General features: G+C 61.0%; 13 protein-coding genes. 5 read left to right on the plus strand and 8 right to left on the minus strand.

Annotated features, from left to right (window positions below):
* Window positions 1–387 precede the first annotated feature (387 nt).
* The gene (locus ACQY47_RS06780) at window positions 388–825 is read right to left on the minus strand and encodes a hypothetical protein (RefSeq protein ID WP_017137416.1); all 438 of its coding nucleotides are present in this window, start codon (window positions 823–825) and stop codon (window positions 388–390) included.
* Window positions 826–929: 104 nt separating this feature from the next.
* On the opposite strand from ACQY47_RS06780, the gene ACQY47_RS06785 reads away from it, so the two are divergent.
* Entirely contained in the window at window positions 930–1382 is a 453-nt protein-coding gene (locus ACQY47_RS06785; protein WP_056857288.1) for a universal stress protein, read from the plus strand.
* 180 nt (window positions 1383–1562) lie between these two features.
* Here ACQY47_RS06785 and ACQY47_RS06790 read toward each other — a convergent pair whose 3' ends face one another.
* Window positions 1563–3485, minus strand: a complete 1923-nt coding sequence (locus ACQY47_RS06790) for an ATP-binding cassette domain-containing protein (protein ID WP_017137414.1) — start codon at window positions 3483–3485, stop codon at window positions 1563–1565.
* A 213-nt stretch (window positions 3486–3698) separates the two neighbouring features.
* On the opposite strand from ACQY47_RS06790, the gene ACQY47_RS06795 reads away from it, so the two are divergent.
* Window positions 3699–5627 carry a transglycosylase SLT domain-containing protein gene (locus tag ACQY47_RS06795; RefSeq protein ID WP_428556625.1) on the plus strand — a complete coding sequence of 643 codons (1929 nt, stop codon included), beginning with the start codon at window positions 3699–3701 and terminating at the stop codon, window positions 5625–5627.
* Between the two features lie 334 nt (window positions 5628–5961).
* Here the strand turns inward: ACQY47_RS06795 and ACQY47_RS06800 are convergent, their stop codons facing one another.
* Window positions 5962–7749 carry an ABC transporter transmembrane domain-containing protein gene (locus ACQY47_RS06800; RefSeq protein WP_428556627.1) on the minus strand — a complete coding sequence of 596 codons (1788 nt, stop codon included), beginning with the start codon at window positions 7747–7749 and terminating at the stop codon, window positions 5962–5964.
* Window positions 7750–7984: 235 nt separating this feature from the next.
* Between ACQY47_RS06800 and ACQY47_RS06805 the strand changes: the two genes are divergently transcribed.
* Window positions 7985–8158 (plus strand): PA1571 family protein, encoded by a 174-nt coding sequence (locus ACQY47_RS06805; RefSeq protein ID WP_017137411.1) that lies wholly within the window; start codon window positions 7985–7987, stop codon window positions 8156–8158.
* 193 nt (window positions 8159–8351) lie between these two features.
* Here the strand turns inward: ACQY47_RS06805 and pdxB are convergent, their stop codons facing one another.
* On the minus strand, window positions 8352–9494 hold the full coding sequence (gene pdxB, locus ACQY47_RS06810; RefSeq protein ID WP_177032577.1) for a 4-phosphoerythronate dehydrogenase PdxB: 1143 nt from the start codon (window positions 9492–9494) through the stop codon (window positions 8352–8354).
* A gap of 208 nt (window positions 9495–9702) precedes the next feature.
* Between pdxB and ACQY47_RS06815 the strand changes: the two genes are divergently transcribed.
* A complete protein-coding gene (locus ACQY47_RS06815; protein WP_017137409.1) occupies window positions 9703–11085 on the plus strand; it encodes an MATE family efflux transporter in 1383 nt (460 codons plus the stop codon).
* Here the strand turns inward: ACQY47_RS06815 and tusA are convergent.
* Complete coding sequence (gene tusA, locus ACQY47_RS06820; protein WP_058419610.1) at window positions 11082–11327, minus strand: sulfurtransferase TusA; 246 nt, start codon at window positions 11325–11327, stop codon at window positions 11082–11084. The genes ACQY47_RS06815 and tusA overlap by 4 nt on opposite strands.
* 125 nt (window positions 11328–11452) lie before the next feature.
* Window positions 11453–12529: a 23S rRNA (cytidine(2498)-2'-O)-methyltransferase RlmM gene (gene rlmM, locus ACQY47_RS06825; protein WP_017137407.1), complete on the minus strand. Its 1077-nt coding sequence runs from the start codon at window positions 12527–12529 to the stop codon at window positions 11453–11455.
* Between the two features lie 196 nt (window positions 12530–12725).
* Between rlmM and acnA the strand changes: the two genes are divergently transcribed.
* On the plus strand, window positions 12726–15467 hold the full coding sequence (gene acnA, locus ACQY47_RS06830) for an aconitate hydratase AcnA (protein WP_099548671.1): 2742 nt from the start codon (window positions 12726–12728) through the stop codon (window positions 15465–15467).
* Window positions 15468–15531: 64 nt separating this feature from the next.
* Here the strand turns inward: acnA and ACQY47_RS06835 are convergent, their stop codons facing one another.
* The gene (locus tag ACQY47_RS06835) at window positions 15532–16470 is read right to left on the minus strand and encodes an aspartyl/asparaginyl beta-hydroxylase domain-containing protein (RefSeq protein ID WP_428556631.1); all 939 of its coding nucleotides are present in this window, start codon (window positions 16468–16470) and stop codon (window positions 15532–15534) included.
* Window positions 16471–16782: 312 nt separating this feature from the next.
* Window positions 16783–17757, minus strand: a complete 975-nt coding sequence (gene cysK / locus ACQY47_RS06840; RefSeq protein ID WP_099548669.1) for a cysteine synthase A — start codon at window positions 17755–17757, stop codon at window positions 16783–16785.
* Window positions 17758–17875: the final 118 nt, after the last annotated feature.

Below are 17875 nucleotides of genomic sequence, written 5' to 3' on the forward strand. Positions count from 1 at the left end.
ATGCGCTAGTCGGGGTTCTGTATGAGTCGTCTGACAGACAAACGCTCAATTCATACGCCCGTTTGATTTGGGTACGTCACCTTCATCCAATTCAGGGCAATTGTCAATCGCTCGAAAGGCCAGGAAAAACGCGACTTTCCAGTCAGTTCAGAACTCCACGCCCACGCCTGCGCCCTGTCAATATTCAAATATTCACAGAATCAATAATAAAAAAGATGTGGGAAAAGGCTGTACAGAATCGGATATGCCGCTAGGCTTGCGACAACCGCAAAGCGCCCCGTAATGAACACCCGGCGCGAGGAACACAGAATTACCGGCCTGCCTGGCCAACTCCAGCCCGATGATGATGTCGGGCTTTTTAATGCCTGTCTTTTAACGCTAATGGCGTCATGCCAGGGCCTTGAGCAGCGTATCGATGTCCTTCAGCACACTGGCCTCACCCTTCTCGCCCCAATACAGGGCGATCATTTGCTTGTCGGCCTCGACCTTGTAGACGTTGGCCGGCAACGTCGCAAAATGCGGCAACAACTTTTCATCCTCACACACTTCACGCCATTGATTGACCCATACGCCTGGCGACATTTGCCAATAACTCCACAGGGCCGGCGTGCTGCCCCGCCGTGGTCTGCAGTACTGCGCGCAGGGGCTCGGCGGCTCTTGCGCAAGCCAGTGCGGCCACTCCTGTGGCGCCAATTGCATGGCCAAACCGATGCGGCGCGCCTCCATGCGCAGGGCCATGCGCCCGCTCTGATGGCGCGACGGGCGCAGCCAGGCCAGGGGGCTAAGAACCACCAGAAGGATTGACACCACTATCCAGACCGTCATATGTGTACTCCCGAATTTCTAGATGCGCGGATTTGAGCTGACGCAACCCATCCGCTTGAAACCAGCCATACTGAACTTATTGCAGTCTCCTGGAGGAACGCGCCATGCCCAACGAACATTCCTACAAACATATCCTGGTCGCGGTCGATCTGACCGAAGAGTGCGACCCGGTTATCAAGCGCGCTCAGGCTTCAGCAATCGCCAACGGCGCCAAGCTGTCACTCGTGCATATCGTCGAGCCCATGGCCATGGCCTTTGGTGGCGACGTCCCCATGGACCTTTCCCAGTTGCAGCAACAGCAGTTTGACCAGGCCAAAGAGCGCCTGGACCGTTTGATTCTCAAGTACCCGCACTTGAAAAAGGAAGACTGCCACCTCACCTACGGCCAACCGCGCCAGGAAATCCATCACCTGGCCAAAGAGCAGAACTGCGACCTGATCGTGGTCGGCAGCCATGGTCGTCATGGCCTGGCGTTGTTGCTGGGTTCTACCGCCAATGACGTGCTGCACGGCGCGCCGTGTGATGTGCTGGCGGTCAAGCTGGTAAAAAGCTCGTAAGGCCGATGAAGATCTAATGTGGGAGCTGGCTTGCCTGCGATGCAGGCACCTCGGTGCTTCAGGCAGACCGAGGTGAGGCTATCGCAGGCAAGCCAGCTCCCACATTTGAATCGCATTTCATATAAAAAGCCCGGCGATCATACCGATGAGCGCCGGGCTTTTTTATGGCGTGCGAATCAATCAGGCATCCAGCTCAGCCCAACGCTCCATCAGCACTTCCAGCTCCTGGTTCAACGTTTCCAGGGAAGCAATCACCTTGGCGGTTTCCGCCGCCGGGCGCAGGTAGAAACCCGCGTCAGCCATGTCTGCTTCTACCGCAGCGATCTGCTGTTCCTTGGCGTCGATATCACCCGGCAAGGCTTCCAGCTCGCGTTGCAGCTTGTAGCTGAGCTTCTTCTTGGCCGCCGGTGCAGCTTCCGCAACCGGTGCAGCAGCAGCGGCCACAGGCGCCACGACTGCCGAGGTCAGGTCGGCCTTGCCGGACTTGCTCTCGGTCACGCCCAGCAGGCGCGGCGAGCCGCCCTGACGGATCCAGTCCTGGTAACCACCGACGTATTCACGCACCTTGCCTTCACCTTCGAAGACCAGGGTGCTGGTCACCACGTTGTCGAGGAATGCCCGGTCGTGGCTGACCATCAGCACGGTGCCGTTGAAGGTCAGCAAAACCTCTTCCAGCAGCTCGAGGGTTTCCACGTCGAGGTCGTTGGTCGGTTCGTCGAGTACCAGCAGGTTGGACGGCTTGCTGAACAGCTTGGCCAGCAGCAGGCGCGCACGCTCACCACCGGACAGGGCTTTGACTGGCGTACGCGCACGCTGCGGGCTGAACAGGAAGTCGCCCAGGTAGCTCAGCACGTGGCGGCTCTGACCGTCGATGTCGATAAAGTCGCGGCCTTCGGCAACGTTGTCGATCACGGTCTTTTCCAGGTCCAACTGATGGCGCAACTGGTCGAAGTAGGCCACGTCGATGCGCGTGCCTTCTTCCACGGTGCCGCTGGTCGGTTGCAGGCCATTGAGCATCAGTTTGAGCAAGGTGGTCTTGCCGGTGCCGTTGGCGCCCAGCAGGCCGATACGGTCGCCGCGCTGCAGGACCATCGAGAAGTCCTTGATCAGGAACGGGCCATCCGGGTGGTGGAAGCTGACATTCTCCAGCACCATCACCTGCTTGCCCGACTTGTCGGCGGTGTCCAGCTGGATATTGGCCTTGCCGGTGCGCTCGCGGCGCTCACTGCGCTCAACACGCAGGGCTTTGAGGGCGCGTACACGGCCTTCGTTACGGGTGCGACGGGCCTTGATGCCCTGGCGGATCCAGACTTCTTCCTGGGCCAGCTTCTTGTCGAACAGCGCGTTGGCGGTTTCTTCAGCGGCCAGCGAGGCTTCTTTGTGTACCAGGAAGCTGGCGTAGTCGCCGTTCCAGTCGATCAGGCCGCCACGGTCCAGTTCGAGGATGCGCGTGGCCAGGTTTTGCAGGAAGGAGCGGTCGTGCGTGATGAACAGCACGGCGCCCTGGAAATCCTTGAGGGCTTCTTCGAGCCAGGCGATAGCGCCGATGTCCAGGTGGTTGGTTGGTTCGTCGAGCAGCAGCAGGTCGGGCTCGGACACCAGCGCCTGGGCCAGCAGCACGCGACGGCGCCAGCCACCGGACAACTCGGCGAGGGTCTTGTCGGCCGGCAGTTGCAGGCGGCTCAGGGTGCTGTCGACCAGTTGCTGCAAGCGCCAGCCGTCACGGGCTTCGAGGTCTTGCTGGACGTGCATGAGCTTGTCCAGGTCGGCTTCGGTGACGCAGTTCTGCGCCAGGTGATGGTACTGCGCGAGCAACTCGCCAACGCCGTCGAGGCCTTCGGCAACCACGTCGAACACTGTCCGTCCGTCGGCCACCGGCAATTCCTGCGGCAATTCGCCGATCTTGAGGCCCGGCGCGCGCCATACAGAGCCGTCATCGGGCTTCTGGTCGCCTTTTACCAGCTTCATCATGCTGGACTTGCCGGTGCCGTTGCGGCCGATGATGCACACCCGCTCACCACGGGCGATCTGCCAGGACACCTTGTCCAACAACGGCATAGCGCCGAAAGCAAGGGACACATCGCTGAATTTGAGCAGGGTCATACGCTTCTCCAAAAACTGGGCGCGCATTCTACCTGACTTGAAGGTGGGATGCGGCCGGCATTTTTGCCACAGACACGTTCTGTAGGACATTTACGGTGAACTGCTGCCAGCCGGCCGGCAAAGCTTTCGCCAGCCGCTGGCAAAAGGCTAAGCTAGGGGCAATCAGTGTCGGCGACGTCGGCACTAGTCGTGATTTCTCTGCACGGACGTCTCATGCGCAGTCGCCTTTTCAACTTTTTATCTTGTCTGCTTCTTTCCGCCACCGCCGTTCAATCCGCCCAGGCCGTGGACCTCACCACCCAACGTCAGTATTACGATGAAGCCAAACGCGCCCTCGCCAAAGGCGACAGCGGCCCGTATATGCAATACAGCCAGGCCCTGGCCGACTACCCGCTCACGCCGTACCTGGCCTACGACGAGCTGACCGCGCGCCTCAAAACCGCGAGCAACGAAGAAATCGAACAGTTCCTCGCCAAAAACGGCGACCTGCCCCAGGCCAACTGGATGAAACTGCGTTGGTTGCGCTGGCTGGCCGACCGTGGTGACTGGCAAACCTTCGAAAAGTACTACGACGCCAAGCTCAATTTCGTCGAACTGGACTGCCTGCATGGCCAGTACCAGCTGACGCACAACCTCAAAGCCGAAGGCTACAAGACCACCGAAAAACTCTGGATGACCGGCAAATCCCAGCCGGTCGCCTGTGACGCCACCTTTGGCCAGTGGGCCGCCGATGGCCAACTCACCGAACAGAAAATCTGGGACCGCGCCAAGCTCGCCGCCGAAGCCCGCAACTACGCGTTGGCCAACAGCCTGGTGAAAACCCTGCCAACCCTTGGCGCCCAAGGCCGCTTGATGATCGACGTGGCGCAAAAGCCCGACATGCTCAGCGACCCGTCGCGCTTCCTGCCGGCCAACGAGGCCATGTCTGACGCCGTTGGCCTGGGCCTGCGCCGCCTGGCACGCCAGGACCCGGACAAGGCCATGGCCCTGCTCGACGGCTATGCCAGCAGCATGCACTTCTCCCGTGACGAAAAAGTGTCGATCGCCCGCGAAATCGGCCTGACCCTCGCGCGCCGCTACGACCCACGCGCCCTGGACGTGATGACCAAGTACGACCCCGAGCTGCGTGACAACACCGTCTCCGAATGGCGCCTGCGCCTGCTGTTGCGCCTGGCTCGCTGGGAAGATGCCTACCAGTTGACCCGCAAACTCCCGCAAGACCTGGCCACCACCAACCGCTGGCGCTACTGGCAGGCGCGTAGCCTGGAACTGGCCGAGCCGAAGAACCCGCAGCCGCTGGTGCTGTACAAGAACCTTGCGCAGGAACGTGATTTCTACGGGTTCCTCGCGGCTGATCGCTCCAAAGCGCCCTACCAGTTGAAAAACAAACCGTTGGTGATGAGCCAGGCGTTGATCAACAAAGTGCGCAACACCCCCGGCGTGCGCCGCGCGATGGAGTTCTACGCACGCGGCCAGATTGTCGATGGCCGCCGCGAGTGGTACCACGTCAGCCGTCACTTCAACCGCGATGAAATGGTCGCCCAGGCCAAGCTGGCCTACGACATGAAGTGGTACTTCCCGGCGATCCGCACCATCAGCCAGGCGCAGTACTGGGATGACCTGGATATCCGTTTCCCGATGGCCCACCGCGACACGCTGGTACGCGAAGCCAAGGTGCGTGGCCTGCATTCAAGCTGGGTGTTCGCCATCACCCGCCAGGAAAGTGCCTTCATGGACGACGCCCGCTCCGGCGTCGGCGCCAGTGGCCTGATGCAACTGATGCCCGGCACTGCCAAAGAAACCGCACGTAAATTCAGCATCCCACTGGCCTCCCCGGCCCAGGTGCTGGACCCGGACAAAAACATCCAGCTCGGCGCCGCCTACCTGAGCCAGGTACACAGCCAGTTCAACGGCAACCGCGTACTCGCCTCCGCCGCCTACAACGCCGGCCCCGGCCGTGTGCGCCAGTGGCTGCGCGGTGCCGACCACCTGAGTTTCGATGTGTGGGTGGAAAGCATCCCGTTCGACGAAACCCGCCAGTATGTGCAGAACGTGCTGTCTTATTCGGTGATCTACGGGCAGAAACTCAATTCACCGCAGCCGCTGGTGGATTGGCATGAGCGGTATTTTGATGATCAGTAAGACTGACTGAAGTGCGATCAGTTGGCTTGCTGTGGCCAACAGGTTTCATTTGGCCACCAGGCTTTATGTGGCAAGTAGGCTTATTGTGGCGAGCAGCCTTGTTGTGGCGAGCAGGCTTGCCCTGCGCTGGAGTGCGAAGCGCTCCCCATTCAGCCCCGCCACGGTGTAACTGATAGACCGAGTCGGCAGGTTTTGGGGCTGCTACGCAGCCCAACGCGGGGCAAGCCCGCTCGCCACATCAAGCCCGCTCTCCACAACAAACCTGCTCAGCCTACTAGCCTGCTCACCCTACTAGCCTGCCTGCCACACTAGCCCGCTCGCCACATAGATCGCGCTAGCCTTGGTTTTTCACAACCTCACCGCCATCACTGAACTGCAACGCCGCTAACCGTGCATACAACGGATTACTCGCAATCAACTGTTGATGCGTACCCACTGCCACCAGCTTGCCCTGGTCCATCACCGCAATTCGGTCGGCGTTCTTCACCGTGGCCAACCGATGCGCAATCACCAGCGTGGTGCGGCCCTGCATCAGTTGCGGCAAGGCTTGCTGTATCAAATGCTCACTCTGCGCATCCAGGGCGCTGGTGGCTTCGTCCAGCAGCAGGATCGGCGCATCCACCAGCAGCGCGCGGGCGATGGCCAGGCGTTGGCGTTGGCCGCCGGACAGGCCCATACCGCCGTCACCCAGATGGGTCTGGTAGCCGTCGGGCATTTGCAGGATGAAGTCATGGGCGTGGGCGATGCGTGCCGCGGCTTCGACCTGTTCGCGGGTGGCGGACGGGTTGCCATAACGGATGTTTTCTTCAACGCTGCCGAAGAACAGCGCCGGGCTCTGGGAAACCAGCGCGAAATGACGGCGCAGGTCCATTGGCTCGAGTTCGGTCAGCGGGTGGCCCTCAAGCAGGATGCGGCCTTGCTGCGGATCGTAAAAGCGCAGCAGCAAATCAAAGATCGTCGATTTACCCGCGCCGGATGGGCCGACCAACGCCAGGGTTTCACCGGGGTTGATGCTCAAGCTCAAACCGTCGATGGCGTAGCTGTCCGGCCGCGACGGGTAGGAAAAACGCAAGTCTTGCAGTTCCATACGACCGCTGACCCGCTCCGGCAACTGCACGCTGCCTTCGGCGGGTGCCTGGATGTCATTGCTCGACTGCAACAGTTCGCCAATCCGCTCAGCGGCACCGGCGGCACGTTGCAGCTCACCGAGCACTTCGCTCAGAGTGCCAACCGCACTGCCGACGATCAGGCTGTAAAACACGAACGCCGCCAGTTCACCGCCGGAAATCCGCCCACTGATCACATCCATACCGCCCACCCACAGCATCACCCCCACCGCACCGAGCACCAGCATGATCACCAGTGTAATCAGCCAGGCGCGCTGCGCGATGCGTTTACGCGCCGTGGCAAACGCCTCTTCCACGGTGATGGCAAAGCGCTGTTCGTCCTGCACCTGGTGGTTATAGGCCTGCACGGTCTTGATCTGGCCAAGCGTCTCCGACACGTAACTGCCCACATCGGCAATACGGTCCTGGCTCAGCCGCGACAGGCTGCGCACGCGGCGACCGAAGATCAGGATCGGCGCCAGCACCAGCGGCAGCGCCACCACCACGATGCTGGTGAGCTTGGGGTTGGTGACAAACAACAGCACGATGCCGCCGATCACCATCAAGGCGTTGCGCAGGAACAGCGACAGCGACGAGCCGATCACCGATTGCAGCAACGTGGTGTCGGTGGTCAGCCGCGACTGGATTTCCGAACTGCGGTTGTTCTCGTAAAAGCCTGGGTGCAGGTAGATCAGATGATTGAAGACTTGCCGACGAATGTCCGCCACCACCCGTTCGCCGATCCACGACACCAGGTAAAACCGCGCAAACGTACCCACGGCCAGACCCAGCACCAGCACCATAAACAGGCCAATAGACTGGTTGAGCAGGTGCGGCGACTGGGTCATGAACCCCTGGTCCACCAGCAGGCGAATGCCCTGCCCCATGGACAAGGTGATGCCCGCAGTGACGATGAGTGCCAACAAAGCACCCAGTGCCTGCCAGCGGTACGGCGCGATAAAGCGGCTGGCCAGGCGAATGGCACGGCGTTGACGGACTGAGAACATGGCGGGCATACCGATGAGGAACCTGTACACCAACATTGGGGGAACTTAGCTAAATAACAATGCGTCAGGTTAATTATGCCCGCCGATGTTGATGCCTAGAGGCTATCGGTCTAACGCCTGGGTGGAAATTTGTATCGGTTTCTGCTGGACTGGGCGTTCGAAGCGGTGATCGTGTAAGCAGTTGTAATAGCGCGGTCACGCGCAGGTATTAGATTAGGCACACAACCTGATGAGGAGACAGGCCATGACCTTGCAAAACAGCAGTGACGCCAAAATTGAAGTGATTCGCCAGCCGCAGCACCTGCCTTGCTCGTATATCGACGCCAAGGGCCGCGAAGTGCAGATTACCGAAGAAATGATCCAGCAAGCGTGCAGCGACCTGGAACAGCGACTGGTCAAACCTGCCAAGCAAGGCTGACGCGCCCACGCTCTTTCAGACCCGGCCTTGATGGCCGGGTTTTTTATGCCTGTTTTTTGTGGTCCGCCTTTTGTGGCGAGGGAGCTTGCTCCCGCTGGGCCGGGCTGGCGCTCCAGTGCGCAGCGCCCCTGAAAGCCTGCGACTGCTGCGCAGTCGAACGGGAGCAAGCTCCCTCGCCACAGGCGTAACCGTCCTATAAAGGCATGGCGCCCAATGCAGTGACGATGTTCGACAACACTGCCGACTCGCCATTGATCCGCACCTTCAAGCCATCTATCTCGCGACGCTCCGGGTAATGCTTGCGCAGCAGGTCGAACGCCTTGCGTTGCTCTTCCACGGTTCCCACAAGGCTGCGGCGCAAATCCGCATCATCGCGGCGCGGGTCGTACACACTGCGGCACAAGGTCGCCAGCGCCCAGGCTGGGTCTGTCGATGCATTCAAGTGCACCTCGGCCAGCCATGGCTGCGGCAACAAATCACTCAACTGGATACTGGGTTCCTGGCCCATATGGGCGCACAAAGCCTGGTAGATCTGCGCGGTGCCACGCTGTTTGCCGTCGAGGCTGTAGCCGGCGATATGCGGTGTGGCCAGCACGCACAGGTCGGCCAGGTCGACGTCCACTTCGGGCTCGCCTTCCCACACGTCCAGCACGGCTTGCAGGTCTTCGCGCTCCAGCAGTACTTCGCGCAAGGCCGCGTTATCGACGACAGGGCCGCGACTGGCGTTGATCAGCCAGGTGCCGGGCTTGAGGCGACCAAGGCGTTCACGATCAAACAGGTGCCAGGTGGAGCCGTTACCAGACTTGGTCAGCGGCGTGTGCAGGCTGATCACATCGCACTGCTCGATAATCTGCTGCAGGCTGACGTAATCACCGTCTTCGGCAATCTGGCGCGGCGGGTCGCACACCAGCACGTTCCAACCCAGACCTTTAAGCACCTTGACCAAGCGCCCGCCCACTTCACCGGCACCGACGATGCCATAAGTGCGCTGGTTCAGGTCGGCGCCTTCGATCTCGGCCAGGGTCTGCAAGCTGCCCAGCACATAGTCCACCACGCCTCGGGCATTACAGCCCGGGGCGCTGGACCAGGTGATACCGGCCTGTTTGAAGTAATCCAGGTCCAGGTGATCGGTGCCAATGGTGCAGGTGCCCACAAAGCGCACTTGAGTGCCGTCCAACAAGGCACGATTGACGTTTGTTACCGAGCGCACCAGCAGCACATCGGCCTGCTCGACCATGGCGCGGTCGATGGAACGCCCGGGTACGCGGCGAATCTCGCCAAACCCTTCAAAAAAGGCATCGAGCAGCGGGATATTTTCGTCGGCAATAATCAGCATGGCAGGCTCCTTTCGCGGACCAGCAGTGTACAGGGATGCGTAGTTCGAGTGTGGGAGCTGGCCAGCTCCCACATGGGCCAGTTCCCACAGGGGTTTATCCTCTACCGGGAAAGCGCATTACAAATCAGCAACACAGGTTTTTTCCTGACCACAGCGTCAACGCGTAGACTTCGCCGTCCTTTGCAACTCTTTTACTGGACAACCGCACGTGAACACCGCCACCGCCACCCTCTCCCGCCCCGCCCGCGTCAGTCGCGAGGTGCGCAGCCTGCTGACCCTGGCCCTGCCGATCATGATCGGCCAACTCGCCACCACGGCCATGGGCTTTGTCGATGCGGTGATGGCCGGGCGCGTGAGCCCGCGAGACCTGGCGGCGGTGGCCTTGGGCAACTCGATCTGGATTCCGGTGTACCTGCTGATGACCGGCACGCTGCTGGCCACCACGCCCAAAGTCGCCCAGCGCTTCGGCGCCGGTCACCACACCGAGATTGGCCCGCTGGTGCGCCAATCCCTGTGGCTGGCAGTGGTGGTGGGCATCACTGCCCTGCTGATGCTGATCAGCGCCGAGCCGATCCTGCACGCGATGAATGTCGACCCCGAGCTGATCAAACCCTGCATGGCCTACCTGCACGGCATCGCGTCCGGCATGCCCGCCATCGCCCTGTATTACGTGTTGCGTTGCTTCAGTGATGGCCTGGGCCGTACGCGCCCCAGCATGGTCATGGGCCTGTGCGGGCTGGCGTTGAACATTCCACTGAACTACGTGTTCATTTATGGCCACTTCGGTGTGCCGGCCATGGGCGGCGTAGGCTGTGGCTGGGCTACAGCCATTGTGATGTGGGTGATGATGCTCGGCCTCGCCGCCTGGACCCGCTGGGCACCGGCGTACCAGAGCAGCGAGTTGTTCAAGCGTTTCGACTGGCCGCAATGGGCCGTGATCAAGCGCGTGCTGGGCATCGGCCTGCCGATCGGGATCGCGGTGTTTGCCGAATCGAGCATCTTTGCGGTGATCGCCCTGCTGATCGGCAGCCTGGGCGCCAACGTGGTCGCCGGGCACCAGATCGCGCTGAACTTCAGCTCGCTGGTGTTTATGATCCCCTATTCGCTGAGCATGGCGGTCACGGTGCGGGTCGGCCAGGCATTGGGCCGTGGCGAGCCGCGTGAAGCACGCTTTGCCGCCGGGGTCGGCATGGGCACGGCACTGACCTACGCGTGCCTGTCCTGCAGCCTGATGCTGCTGTTTCGCGAACAGATTGCCACGATTTACACGCCTGACCCGCGGGTGATCCACGTGGCATCGATGCTGATCGTGTTTGCGGCGCTGTTCCAGTTCTCCGACGCGATCCAGGTCACCGCAGCCGGCGCGTTGCGTGGCTACCAGGACACACGGGTGACCATGGTGCTGACCTTGTTTGCTTACTGGGGCGTGGGGTTGCCGGTGGGTTATGCCCTGGGGCTGACCGATTGGCTGGGCGCAGCAAGTGGGCCGAGTGGGCTGTGGCAAGGGCTGATCGTGGGCTTGAGCTGCGCCGCGGCGATGCTGGTGATCCGCCTGGCACGCAGCGCGCGCCGGCGGATTCGCCTGGTTTAAGCAGACTTCTTGCGAATCCAGTACAGGTATTTGCCGGCCTGTTCCTGCTGATCCACCAGTTCGTGGTCAAGGAACACACAGAACTTGGGAATATCGCGACGGGTCGACGGGTCGGTCGCGATCACCTTGAGCAGGCCGCCAGGCGGCAGGTCGCGGATGTGCTGGTGCAACATCATCACCGGTTCCGGGCAGTTGAGGCCGGTGGCGTCGAGGGTGCCGTCGACAGGCAATTCAATACTCATAATCACTCCTGAAACTGGCCCGCTCCAGTGTGGGAGCGGGCTTGCCCGCGATGACCGGGGCACATTCAACATAGATTTCAACCGTTATACCGCTATCGCAGGCAAGCCAGCTCCCACATTGGGTTTCAGCGACCTTTAGGTTTTTTTGCATCAACCAGCCGACGCAGGTGGCAAGTCACTTCCTCTCGGTCGTGATACAGCTGCTTGCAGCCGATTTCCACCCGAATACCACGAGCCTTGAAGCCGTCTTCGATGCGCTCAAGCAAACGCTTTACCTCAGCATAACGCTGCTTCATCGGCAGTTTGAGGTTCACCACCGCTTCGCGGCAATGCCCTTCGCCAATCCAGGTTTCCAGCAGCGCGGCGTTACGTGCCGGTTTCTCGACGATATCGCAGACCATCCAGTCCACCGGCTGCTTGGGCACGAAGGTAAAACCGTCGGCCATCAAATGCTGCACCAGGCCGGTGTCCATCAGGCTTTCGGCCATGGGGCCGTTGTCGATGGCGGTCACCAGCATGCCACGGTTGACCAGTTGCCAGGTCCAGCCGCCCGGCGCGGCGCCGAGGTCGACGCCGGTCATGTCGCCATGCAGGCGTTCGTCCCACTGGTCGCGGGGGATGAAGTGATGCCAGGCCTCTTCAAGCTTCAAGGTCGAACGGCTTGGCGCGTCACGCGGGAACTTGAGGCGTGGGATGCCCATCGGCCACATCGCCGAGTTGTTCGACTCGGCCAGGCCCATGAACACTTCGCGGCCGCTTTTGAAGGTCAACAGCAGGCGCGGCTTGCTCGGGTCGTCCACCAGCTTGCCGGCGTTGAGCAAGGCTTTGCGCAGATGCACTTCAAATTTCTTGCAGAAGTTCGACAGCTCTTTGCCGTCGTTGGTGTCGACCATCTCCAGCCACAGGCTGCCGCACACCGGGAATTCGCGCAGGTGGGCGAGGATCACGCTGATGCGGTCGGTTTCCGGCAGGTCGATGAATACCCCGCGCGCCCACTGCCTTGGGAAGATCAGCTCGGCAAAGCGCTGGCCGTGCATGAGGCGCTGGGCGCCGTCTTCTTCGGTGCAGACAAATTCGGCGCAGGCGCTGCCGGTCTTGGCCTTGGCGTAGCCGGAAACGTTCAGGCGCGCGGCGTGTTCCGCGATCTCGGAACAGACTTCGCCTTCAAAACCCGGGCGGCAGTGCATAAAAAGGGTGTTCATCAACTCTCCTGGTGACTCAACCGGCCTTGCGCTATCGCAATACCTGTCATGAAAACGCGCGCATGATAGCCGAGTTCGGAACCTTGGACTTAACGATAGAGTCCAGTTATTAGCCTGCTAATGAAAACAGGGCTAAGTTGAAAGCTCTGTTCGTCCCGTCAGGTCCGTAGCCGTGCGGACCATAAGGAGTCATGTAATGTCATCGCTAGATAGCCTGAGAACCCTCAAAACCCTGCAAATCGACGACAAGACTTACCACTACTTCAGCTTGCCCGAAGCTGCCAAGAGCCTGGGTGACCTGGACAAGCTGCCGATGTCCCTCAAGGTGCTGCTGGAAAACCTGCTGCGCTGGGAAGACAACAAGACCGTCACCGGCGCCGACCTCAAGGCCATCGCCGCCTGGCTCAAAGAGCGCCAGTCCGACCGCGAGATCCAGTACCGCCCGGCTCGCGTATTGATGCAAGACTTCACCGGTGTGCCCGCCGTGGTCGACCTGGCCGCCATGCGCGCCGCCGTGGCCAAGGCCGGTGGCGACCCGCAGCGCATTAACCCGCTGTCCCCCGTGGACCTGGTGATTGACCACTCGGTGATGGTCGACAAGTTCGGCAGCACCAGCGCCTTTGAACAGAACGTCGACATCGAGATGCAGCGCAACGGCGAACGCTACGCCTTCCTGCGCTGGGGCCAAAGTGCGTTCGACAACTTCAGCGTGGTGCCACCGGGCACCGGCATCTGCCACCAGGTCAACCTTGAGTACCTGGGGCGCACGGTGTGGACCAAGGACGAAGACGGCCGCACTTACGCCTTCCCCGACACGTTGGTGGGCACCGACTCCCACACCACCATGATCAACGGCCTGGGTGTACTGGGCTGGGGCGTGGGCGGTATCGAAGCGGAAGCGGCGATGCTCGGCCAGCCGGTGTCGATGCTGATTCCGGAAGTGATCGGCTTCAAGCTGACCGGCAAATTGAAAGAAGGTATTACTGCCACTGACCTGGTGCTGACTGTCACCCAGATGCTGCGTAAAAAAGGCGTAGTGGGCAAATTCGTCGAGTTCTACGGCGACGGCTTGGCCGACCTGCCTCTGGCCGACCGCGCTACCATCGCCAACATGGCCCCGGAATACGGCGCCACTTGCGGCTTTTTCCCGGTGGATGAAGTGACGCTGGACTACCTGCGCCTGTCCGGCCGCCCGGCAGAAACCGTCAAGTTGGTGGAGGCCTACACCAAGGCCCAGGGCCTGTGGCGTAACGCCGGCCAGGAACCGGTGTTCACCGACACCCTGGCGCTGGACATGGGCAGTGTCGAAGCCAGCCTGGCCGGGCCGAAACGCCCGCAGGACCGTGTGTCACTGCCCAATGTTGGCCAGGCGTTCACGGACTTCCTCGACCTGCAGTTCAAACCCGCCAGCAAAGAAGAAGGTCGCCTGGAAAGTGAAGGCGGCGGCGGGGTTGCCGTGGGCAATGCGGATTTGGTCGGCGAGACCGATTACGAGTACGACGGCCACACCTATCGTCTCAAAAACGGCGCGGTGGTGATCGCCGCGATTACCTCCTGCACCAACACTTCCAACCCCAGCGTGATGATGGCCGCAGGCCTGGTGGCGAAAAAGGCCGTGGAAAAAGGCCTGACCAGCAAGCCGTGGGTGAAAACCTCCCTGGCGCCCGGCTCCAAGGTGGTGACCGATTACTACAAGGCGGCAGGCCTTACCCAATACCTCGACAAGCTGGGCTTTGATCTGGTCGGCTACGGTTGCACCACCTGCATCGGCAACTCCGGGCCATTGCCTGAGCCGATCGAAAAAGCCATCCAGAAGGCCGACCTGGCGGTGGCTTCGGTGCTGTCGGGCAACCGCAACTTCGAAGGCCGCGTGCACCCACTGGTGAAAACCAACTGGCTGGCTTCGCCGCCGCTGGTGGTCGCCTATGCCTTGGCGGGCACCGTGCGTATCGACATCAGCAGCGAGCCGCTGGGCGAAGGCAAGGACGGCAAGCCGGTGTACCTCAAAGACATCTGGCCGAGCAGCAAAGAGATTGCCGACGCGGTGGCGCAGGTCAGCACCGGTATGTTTCACAAGGAATATGCCGAAGTGTTTGCCGGTGACGAGCAATGGCAGGCGATTGAAGTGCCGCAGGCCGCGACCTATGTATGGCAGGAGGACTCCACCTACATCCAGCATCCGCCGTTCTTTGACGATATTTCCGGGCCACTGCCGGTGATCGAAGACGTCAAGGGCGCCAACGTGCTGGCCCTGCTGGGCGATTCGGTGACCACCGACCACATCTCCCCCGCCGGCAATATCAAGACCGACAGCCCCGCCGGGCGCTACCTGCGCGAGCAAGGCGTGGAGCCACGCGACTTCAACTCCTACGGCTCACGCCGGGGCAACCATGAAGTGATGATGCGCGGCACCTTTGCCAACATCCGTATCCGCAACGAAATGCTCGGCGGCGAAGAAGGCGGCAACACGCTGTACATCCCCACCGGCGAGAAAATGCCGATCTATGACGCCGCCATGAAGTACCAGGCCTCGGGCACGCCGCTGGTGGTGATTGCAGGCCAGGAATATGGCACCGGTTCAAGCCGCGACTGGGCGGCCAAAGGTACTAATCTGCTGGGGGTAAAGGCAGTGATCGCCGAGAGTTTCGAGCGGATTCACCGTTCCAACTTGGTGGGCATGGGCGTGTTGCCGTTGCAGTTCAAGCTGGATCAGAACCGCAAGGCGCTCAAGCTGACCGGCAAGGAGAAGATCGACATTCTTGGGCTTACCGATGCCGAGATCGAGCCACGGATGAACCTGACGCTGGTGATTACCCGTGAAGACGGCAGCAGCGAGAAGGTTGAGGTGCTGTGCCGGATTGATACGCTTAATGAGGTGGAATACTTCAAGGCCGGTGGCATCTTGCACTATGTGCTGCGCCAGTTGATCGCGTCCTAAGCAACACGGGAGATCAAATGTGGGAGCTGGCTTGCCTGCTCCCACAGTTTTGACCGTGTTCAGATCAGCCGAACAGCCACTTCCACAGCAGCACCAGCACAACCACAGCCAGCACCGGCCGCGCAATGCGGTAGGCCTTGGGATGCTTGCGTTTCCACTGCTTGACCACACCACTGAACTTGTCACTGAACGTCTTGCTCCAGGCATACGCCTGGTTGATCCCGCCCACACGCTCGTCATCCAGGTTCTGCGGCGCAGTCGCGCGACCCAGCTGCTTGCTGACCCAGCGGTTGATGCCGGTCATGAGGCGGTTGCTCAGCGGGCGTTCGATATCGCAGAACAGAATCACACGGGTCTTTTCAGTTTCGTTCTTCACCCAATGCACGTAGGTTTCATCGAACATCACGTCTTCACCGTCGCGCCACGCGTAGACCTGGCCGTCGACGAAGATGCGGCAGTCGTCGGAGTTCGGCGTGGACAGGCCCAAGTGATAACGCAAGGAGCCTGCAAACGGGTCACGGTGCGGGTTGAGGTGGCTGCCGCCCGGCAACAGCGCGAACATCGCGCCCTTGACGTTCGGGATGCTGCTCACCAAGGCCACGGTTTTCGGGCACAGCGCCTCCGCCGATGGCAGGGGTTTGTCGTACCACTTGAGGTAGAAACGCTTCCAGCCCTTCTTGAAGAACGAGCCGAAACCGGCGTCGTTGTTTTTTTCGGCGGCGCGGATATAACCCTCGTCGAACAGGTGCATGGCCTCTTCGCGGATCACTTCCCAGTTATCCTTGAGCACATCCAGTTCCGGGAACTTGCTGCGATCCAGGTATGGCTTGGACGGCACGGCCGAGTACAGGTACATCAAGGCGTTATACGGGGCGAACAGCGCCGAATGGTTGACGAACTGGCGCAACACCGGCAAACGCGCCTTGCCGCGCAAGTGCACATACAGAATGCTGCCGATAAACAACGCCAGCACCGACAGTTTGGCGGCCAAAGAAAAGGTCATGCAGCAACTCCTGAAAATAAGCGCCTGGCCAGCAACCTCCCGTCAACGGGAAACCAGACGTAGCAGCCGGCCATGATAAACACTTGGGCCATTATGCAGAAGGCCCAGGCCGACCGGCTGATATACATCAACTCCGATGATGAGCGGAGCCGTTGTGGCAAGCAGGCTTGTTGTGGCGAGCAGGCTTGCCCTGCGTTGGAGTGCGAAGCACTCCCAATTCAGACTACGCGGTGTACCTGATAGACCGATTCGTCGGGTTTAGGGCTGCTTCGCAGCCCAGCGCAGGGCAAGCCTGCTCGCCACAGAAGATCATCACGCCTGGGTTTCTTGATCGGTAAACAGATCGCTGAACAACATGCTCGACAGGTAACGCTCGCCGGAGTCCGGCAGGATCACCACGATGGTCTTGCCCTGCATTTCCGGCTTCTCGGCCAGACGCACGGCCACAGCCATGGCGGCGCCGCAGGAGATACCGCACAAAATCCCCTCTTCCTGCATCAGGCGCAGGGCCATGGCCTTGGATTCGTCGTCGGTCACCAGCTCCACGCGGTCAACCATCGACAGGTCGAGGTTCTTCGGCACAAACCCGGCGCCGATGCCCTGGATTTTATGCGGGCTCGGCTTGATCTCCTCACCGGCCAGTGCCTGGGTGATCACCGGCGATACCCTCGGCTCAACCGCCACCGACAGAATCGGCTTGCCCGCAATGTTCTTGATATAGCGCGAAACGCCAGTAATGGTGCCGCCAGTGCCCACGCCCGCCACCAGCACGTCCACGGCGCCATCGGTGTCGTTCCAGATTTCCGGGCCGGTGGTTTTCTCGTGAATAGCCGGGTTGGCCGGGTTTTCGAACTGGGCCGGCATAAAGTAGGTGGCCGGGTCGCTGGCGACAATCTCGCCAGCCTTGTCGATAGCGCCTTTCATGCCCTTGGCCGGCTCAGTCAGCACCAACTCGGCGCCCAGGGCCTTGAGCACTTTGCGTCGCTCGATGCTCATGGAGGCCGGCATGGTCAGCAGCAGCTTGTAGCCACGGGCGGCGGCGACAAATGCCAGGCCGATGCCGGTGTTGCCGGAGGTCGGTTCGACAATGGTCATGCCCGGCTTGAGTTTGCCGGTGCTTTCGGCGTCCCAGATCATGTTGGCGCCAATGCGGCACTTCACCGAGTAACCCGGGTTACGCCCCTCGATCTTGGCCAGGATGGTCACGCCACGCGGCGCAATGCGGTTGATCTGCACCAGGGGCGTGTTACCGATGGAGTGCGCGTTGTCGGCAAAGATACGGCTCATGACGGGTCCTTAAGGCAATTTCAAGAAGGCCCCAAGGGTATGCCTCAGGCCTTTGGGCGTCCAGTCAGAGGAACGTTGCGCCCGCGCGTGCGGTCCATCGCCTATACCGTTGGAGAGT

Origin of the sequence: Pseudomonas edaphica, assembly GCF_965277385.1 — a bacterium.
Lineage (GTDB): Bacteria > Pseudomonadota > Gammaproteobacteria > Pseudomonadales > Pseudomonadaceae > Aquipseudomonas > Aquipseudomonas edaphica.

Coding starts and splice junctions, on each gene's coding strand:
- cysK (WP_099548669.1), bottom strand. CDS start 17,757: ATGAGCCGTATCTTTGCCGACAACGCGCACTCCATCGGTAACACGCCC.
- ACQY47_RS06780 (WP_017137416.1), bottom strand. CDS start 825: ATGACGGTCTGGATAGTGGTGTCAATCCTTCTGGTGGTTCTTAGCCCC.
- ACQY47_RS06835 (WP_428556631.1), bottom strand. CDS start 16,470: ATGACCTTTTCTTTGGCCGCCAAACTGTCGGTGCTGGCGTTGTTTATC.
- ACQY47_RS06790 (WP_017137414.1), bottom strand. CDS start 3,485: ATGACCCTGCTCAAATTCAGCGATGTGTCCCTTGCTTTCGGCGCTATG.
- ACQY47_RS06795 (WP_428556625.1), top strand. CDS start 3,699: ATGCGCAGTCGCCTTTTCAACTTTTTATCTTGTCTGCTTCTTTCCGCC.
- rlmM (WP_017137407.1), bottom strand. CDS start 12,529: ATGAACACCCTTTTTATGCACTGCCGCCCGGGTTTTGAAGGCGAAGTC.
- acnA (WP_099548671.1), top strand. CDS start 12,726: ATGTCATCGCTAGATAGCCTGAGAACCCTCAAAACCCTGCAAATCGAC.
- tusA (WP_058419610.1), bottom strand. CDS start 11,327: ATGAGTATTGAATTGCCTGTCGACGGCACCCTCGACGCCACCGGCCTC.
- pdxB (WP_177032577.1), bottom strand. CDS start 9,494: ATGCTGATTATTGCCGACGAAAATATCCCGCTGCTCGATGCCTTTTTT.
- ACQY47_RS06805 (WP_017137411.1), top strand. CDS start 7,985: ATGACCTTGCAAAACAGCAGTGACGCCAAAATTGAAGTGATTCGCCAG.
- ACQY47_RS06785 (WP_056857288.1), top strand. CDS start 930: ATGCCCAACGAACATTCCTACAAACATATCCTGGTCGCGGTCGATCTG.
- ACQY47_RS06800 (WP_428556627.1), bottom strand. CDS start 7,749: ATGCCCGCCATGTTCTCAGTCCGTCAACGCCGTGCCATTCGCCTGGCC.